Source organism: Occallatibacter sp., assembly GCF_049802275.1.
GTDB lineage: Bacteria > Acidobacteriota > Terriglobia > Terriglobales > Acidobacteriaceae > Telmatobacter.
On the sequence record NZ_JBARMD010000703.1, the window covers coordinates 1 to 5,811 of the forward strand.

A 5,811-nucleotide genomic window follows, 5' to 3' on the forward strand; every position below is an offset into this window, starting at 1 on the left:
CCGCTACTCCCCTGCCGAGGTTGCGAGGGCGCAGGCGGCGCTGCAGGATGCCGTGGCCAGCCGCCAGGCGGCGCAGCAGGTGCTCGCGCAGACTTCGGTACGTGCGCCTTCAGCCGGCACTGTCTACAGCCTGAATGTGAATGCGACGGAATTTGCCGAGCAAGGCAAACTGCTGCTGCAGATGGCGGACCTTCACCAGGAACGCGTGCGCGCATACTTCGACGAACCGGAGATTGGGATGCTAGCCGTCGGCCAGCCGATCCTGATCAAGTGGGACGCAAAGCCCGGAAAGGTATGGCACGGTCACATCGAACGCGTTCCCATCACCGTGACCACGTACGGGACCCGCAATGTCGGTGAGGTTCTGATCCACATTGACGATGCCGACAATCAGCTCCTTCCCTATACCAATGTCACCGTAACGGTGACCACGGCGAGTGAAGCCAACGCCCTGAGCATTCCCCGGGAGGCGTTGCGATCAGAGAACGGCAAAAGCTATGTCTACAAGATTGATGGCGATGAGTTGAAGAAGACTTTTGTCGTAACCGGAGCACTGAACCTTACGCAGGTTGCCATTGTTTCAGGACTGAAAAATGGTGACTGGGTAGCCACGGGAACCACGACAGGATTGCCCCTGCAGGAGGGCGTCCCGATCAAGAGAGTCCCGTGAGGAAGGTGCTTGCAATCGCTTTGCTGGCGCTGGCTGCCAGCTTTGCGCTGGCCGAGGTCCAGAACAACGGGGTTGCCGTGGCCAATACTGCTCTGCAATCGGGCGAAGCAGACAGAGCGCTCTCGCTGCTGAGTTCGTTGCCTGCTTCTGCGGAGACGCATAATTTGCGGTGCCGGGTTTATTTCACTCTTGAACGCTGGGACGATGCGGCGAATGAATGCGACCAGGCTGTGCGGCTCGACGACCAGAGCGCTACCAATCACCTCTGGCTGGGCCGGACATTGGGAGAGAAGGCCGAAAATGCGACGTGGATCTCGGCATTCAATCTTGCAAAGCGAGCCCGGGCTGAATTCGAGCGGGCGGTCGGCCTCGATCCTCGCGATGGAGAAGCGTTGACCGACCTGGGAGAGTTTTACAGTTCGGCGCCCGGAGTTGTAGGCGGAGGCACGGATAAAGCTCAGACGCTGGTCTCGCCATTGGAAAAGGTTGATCCCGCGCGAGCCCATGTCCTGCTTGGACGTATTGCCGAAAGCCGCAAGGACTATGGCTCAGCGGAGCGCGAATACAAACAGGCGGTGACGACGAGCGAACATCCCGCATTCGGCTGGATGACGCTGGGCAGTTTCTACCGCAAGCGCGAACGCTGGGACGATATGGAAGCCGCCGTGCAGAGCGGGTACAAGGCGGCACAGCGCGATCGGCATGCCGGCGTTGCACTTTATAACGGCGCTTCGATTCTGACGCGTGGCAAACGGAACCCGGTTTTTGCCGCGAAGATGCTTGAAGAGTATCTCGCAGATTATCCGAAGACAGAGGAAGGGCCGGCGTTTGAAGCCTACACGCGGCTTGCCCGGCTCAGGGCTCAGTTGGGCGACAAGAATGGGGCGTGGCAGGCACGAACTGCCGCTCTTGGACTTGCGCATGACTATAAGCCGGCACTGGAGCTGACATTTTGATTCGTTCACAACCACTGACGAATGGCAGCAGACTGCGCATTGCGATGAATTGCGCCAGTATTGCGACCAGGATTGCGGTCAGGATTGTAGCCGGGATCGCGGCCGTGATGATCGGCATACCGGCCCACGCGCACGCGCAGGTTTCATTGGCAACGGTAGTGGACCTGGCCCAGCGCAACAGCACCGGAGTGCGCGCGGCGCAGGCTGACGTGAGCAAAGCGAGTGCGGTCTTTTCAGAGACCAGGGACGCTGTCTTTCCTTCTGTCAACATGATCACTGGTGTGCCGGTTTTTCCCGAGGTCGGCTTCACGGGGTCGCCGCCATCGATCTGGAGCGTGACCGTACAGTCGCTGGTTTTCGGTGTTCCGCAAAAACATTACATTGACGCGGCAGCGATGAGCGTTCGCGCAGGAACCGCCCGCCTGAACGAAACGCGAGAGCAAGTAGCTCTCGATGCTTCGACTGCTTACATCGAATTGGACGTCGTGAACCAGGAACTCGATGCAGTTCACCAGCAGGAGAAATTCTCGGCGCGCCTTGTCGACATCGAACAGCAGCGCGCGGAGGCTGGGGTCGATCCGTTGAGCGACTTGCTGCAGGCGAAACTTGCAGCTGCAGAGGTCAAGCTAAAGCGGATGCATCTTGAAGGACGCGCGGCAGTGTTGGAGAAACAACTCGCGGTTTTAACTGGCCTTCCAGAAGGTTCTATTCGCATTGACCACGCCAGTATTCCAGAGATCCCGCAGGTGCACGGTGAGATCGCTGCCCACGAAATTGCGGGAGTGCACGCATCCGACCTTCTGGCGCGATCCAAAAGCCTGCAGGCCAAGGCCGATAAAGAGATCAATTATCTGCCGCAGCTGACTTTTGTGGCGCAGTACAATCGCAACACTACAATTTTGAACAACGTCAACCACTACTTTGCAAACCCGTTGCCTACGAACAATTTCAGTTCCGGCATCGAAATTCAGGTACCCATTTTCAATATGGGGCAGCGCGCCAAGGCCCGGGAATCCGGGGCAGACGCTTTGAGGGCCCAAGTGGAGTATGAGCAGGCTCAAAAGCAAAACGAGCTTGAGATCATGGACCTTAATGGAAATATTCGGGAGCTCGATACGCAGGCGGAGATTGCGAATCTGAAACAGCAGATCGCGGACGAGCAATTGAAGACGGTGCTGACGCAGTTAGAGTTAGGCAACGGAACCGGATCTGGACCAGGTTCTTCGCCGCAAACAAGCCCGAAAGCAGAGCAACAGGCTCAGATCGATGAGCGGCAAAAGACTGAAGATGCACTGGATGCGGGATTTGAGCTGGCGAAGGCACGTCTCAACCTTTTGCGTGCACTGGGCCATATGGACGACTGGCTGCATGAACTGCATAAGTAATCACCGGAATACACCTTAAAGCCGCGTAAAAATTCGCTGAATGTTAGAATTGAAGGGATGCCTATGCCTTTGAAAACACTCTTCCTCAACCCGCCTTCGTTTGAGAATTTCGACGGTGGCGCAAGCTCGCGCTGGCCCGCAACGCGCGAAATCGAGTCGTACTGGTACCCCGTTTGGCTCACCTACCCGGCAGGACTGCTGGAAGGATCGCGCGTGCTGGATGCGCCGCCGCACCACGTGTCGGCCGACGAGACGATCAAGATTTCGAAGGACTATGAATTCCTCGTCCTGTTCACCTCAACGGTGGGATGGGAGGGCGATCAACGCCTGGCCGAAGCCATCAAAGCGGCGAACCCGTCGATTCGCATTGCCTTTGTGGGACCACCGGTGACCACTGACCCGGATCGTGCATTGAACGAGTGTGCGGTACTGGATTTCATTTGCCGCCGTGAATTCGACTTCTCGGTGGTTGAGTTTGCACAGGGCAAGCCGCTGAACGAGATCCTCGGGATCAGCTACAAGAAGGATGGAAAGATCTTCCACAATCCCGATCGTCCGCAGGTGGAGGATCTGGACGCGATGCCGTGGGCGACGAAGATCTACAAGCGTGACATGGACGTGACCAAGTACAACGTGCCTTTCCTGCTGCATCCGTACATTTCGCTTTACTCAACACGCGGATGCCCGGCGCAGTGTACCTTCTGCCTGTGGCCGCAGACACTGAGCGGACACGCATGGCGCAAGCGGTCGACGGATGACGTTGCGGCGGAACTTAAGTGGGCGCATGAGAACTTTCCGCATGTGAAGGAATTCTTCTTCGACGACGACACGTTCAATATTCAGAAGGGCCGGACGATCGAGCTTTGCGAGAAGCTGAAGCCGCTGGGGATTACGTGGAGCTGCACCTCAAGGGTTACAACAGACCGCGACACGCTGAAGGCGATGAAGGATGCTGGTTGCCGGTTGCTGATCGTTGGATTTGAATCGGGCGATCCGCAGATTCTGAAGAACATCAAGAAGGGTGCGACGGTTGAACGCGCACGTGCCTTTGCGAAGGACTGCAATGATCTCGGACTGGTGATTCACGGCGACTTCATTCTGGGTTTGCCGGGCGAGACGAAAGAGTCGATCCGCAACACGATCAACTTTGCGAAGACGCTTGATTGCGAGACGATCCAGGTTTCGATTGCACATGCATATCCGGGCACGGAGTTTTATGACTACGCCAAGGCCAACGGCTTCATCACGAACGAGAAGATGGAAGACGGTGGCGGACACCAGATGGCGCACATCGAGTATCCAGGGCTACCGGTCGACTACGTGATGGAGATGGTGCACCGCTTCTACGACGAGTACTACTTCCGTCCGAAGGCGGCGTTCCGCGTGGTTTGGAAGGCGATTGTGAATCGCGATGTGCCGCGACTGTATGTTGAGGCCAAGGCGTTCATGAAGCTTCGCGCAGAGCGCAACAAGGCGGTCAAGCAGAAACGCAGTCAGCCTGCAAAACCAACTGCGGCAGTTGGCGCAGGCGCATAACGCGATCCTGCACAGAACCTCGGAGGGCGGCGCGCTGCGTCCGCCCTTCTTCATTTGAGTTCGGCTTGAAGGTTTTCAGAGACTGATGGCGCATATTCGGCCAACGCCGCGGCAGTACATGATCCTGGGGCTGGTTGCGCTGTGCGCACCGCTTGGCGATACGTGTCTTTCGCGAGGCATGACTTCCCTGCCGCCGATTTCGCTGGCGCATCCTTTGTCGCTGATCAGCGCCGTGTTCACGCCGTGGATTGCGGCGGGGATTGCGCTGCTTATCGGATTCTTTGCAAGCTACCTGACGGCGCTCTCGTGGGCGGATTTGACTTACGTGTTGCCGGCGACGGCGTTCGGAAATGTAATTGTGGCGTTGCTGTCGAAGTACTGGCTGCACGAGCCAATTTCGCTGCAACGCTGGGCGGGGATTGTGCTGATCACGGTGGGTGTTGGGTTTGTGGCGCATGGACCATCTTTGACGGAGCGACCAGCAGTGAATGAAGACGCGGTGCGCGCAATCGCAGAGGAGCACGTGCAATGATCGCTCCTGGTTCGGCATCGGGAGTGTGGGCTGCGGTCGGCATGATCGCGGCGATCGTGCTGACTTCGACTACGGGTGAGGTGCTGACAGCGGCTGCGATGAAGTCGATTGGAGATCTCGATGATATTCGCGCTAAGTCGGGGATGAAGGGTGCGATTCGCGCGGTGGTGACGTGCCCGCTGTTTTTTGCCGGAGTGTTCTTTCTGGCGTTGGCGTTCTTTGCGCTGCTGTTTGCGCTGAATCATCTGAATCTAAGCCTGGTGGCACCGGCGTCGGCTTCGCTGACGCTGGTGACGAATGCGATTGCCGGGAAATTCTTTCTACATGAGAACGTGGACGGCCGCCGATGGGCTTCGGCAGTGCTGGTTTGCGTGGGCGTTTATTTTCTGGCGCATTGAACAACAGCAGCCTCTAGCTGCTAGCTCCGATGTTCAGATAGGAGCGAGGACGTCGGACTGGAACTAGTCGGACTGGCCAGGAACCTCATCAGGCCCTTTGGCTTGAGGTCGGGTTCGAGGAATCGGCAGTCTTCGATTTTGCCGGCGCAGAGGGCGTCGGCGGCCAGGTGGCCGGAGCGGACGGCGCTTTCCATTGTTGAGGGCCAGCCGGTCGCGACCCAATCGCCGGCCAGGTAGCAGTTCGGCCATGGCGATGCCGAGGGCGGTCTCAGGCTGTCGATGCCGGGGGGCACGCCGAAGGTGGCGCGGACTTCTTTGATAAGGGCGGCTTTTT

Annotated in this window: 7 protein-coding genes; 6 read left to right on the forward strand and 1 reads right to left on the reverse strand. The window is 57.9% G+C overall.

What is annotated here, in order from left to right; translation table 11 throughout:
- From WA354_RS23655 to WA354_RS23680, 6 genes are all read left to right on the forward strand, one after another.
- The coding region (locus WA354_RS23655) for an efflux RND transporter periplasmic adaptor subunit (protein ID WP_472815487.1) at nt 1–670 on the forward strand (670 nt) is incomplete at its 5' end.
- The gene (locus WA354_RS23660) at nt 667–1,626 is read left to right on the forward strand and encodes a tetratricopeptide repeat protein (RefSeq protein WP_472815488.1); all 960 of its coding nucleotides are present in this window, start codon (nt 667–669) and stop codon (nt 1,624–1,626) included. The genes WA354_RS23655 and WA354_RS23660, both read left to right, overlap by 4 nt.
- Complete coding sequence (locus tag WA354_RS23665) at nt 1,623–3,011, forward strand: TolC family protein (RefSeq protein WP_472815489.1); 1,389 nt, start codon at nt 1,623–1,625, stop codon at nt 3,009–3,011. The genes WA354_RS23660 and WA354_RS23665 overlap by 4 nt, the downstream gene beginning before the upstream one ends.
- Nucleotides 3,012–3,074: 63 nt before the next feature.
- Nucleotides 3,075–4,547, forward strand: coding sequence for a hopanoid biosynthesis associated radical SAM protein HpnJ (gene hpnJ, locus WA354_RS23670; RefSeq protein WP_472815490.1), 1,473 nt, complete (start codon nt 3,075–3,077; stop codon nt 4,545–4,547).
- A gap of 85 nt (nt 4,548–4,632) precedes the next feature.
- Nucleotides 4,633–5,079, forward strand: coding sequence for an EamA family transporter (locus WA354_RS23675; RefSeq protein WP_472815491.1), 447 nt, complete (start codon nt 4,633–4,635; stop codon nt 5,077–5,079).
- A complete protein-coding gene (locus WA354_RS23680; RefSeq protein ID WP_472815492.1) occupies nt 5,076–5,477 on the forward strand; it encodes a hypothetical protein in 402 nt (133 codons plus the stop codon). Before WA354_RS23675 ends, WA354_RS23680 begins: the two co-directional genes overlap by 4 nt.
- A 20-nt stretch (nt 5,478–5,497) precedes the next feature.
- Here WA354_RS23680 and WA354_RS23685 read toward each other — a convergent pair.
- A partial coding sequence (locus tag WA354_RS23685) for an FAD-dependent oxidoreductase (protein WP_472815493.1) occupies nt 5,498–5,811 on the reverse strand: 314 nt, incomplete at its 5' end.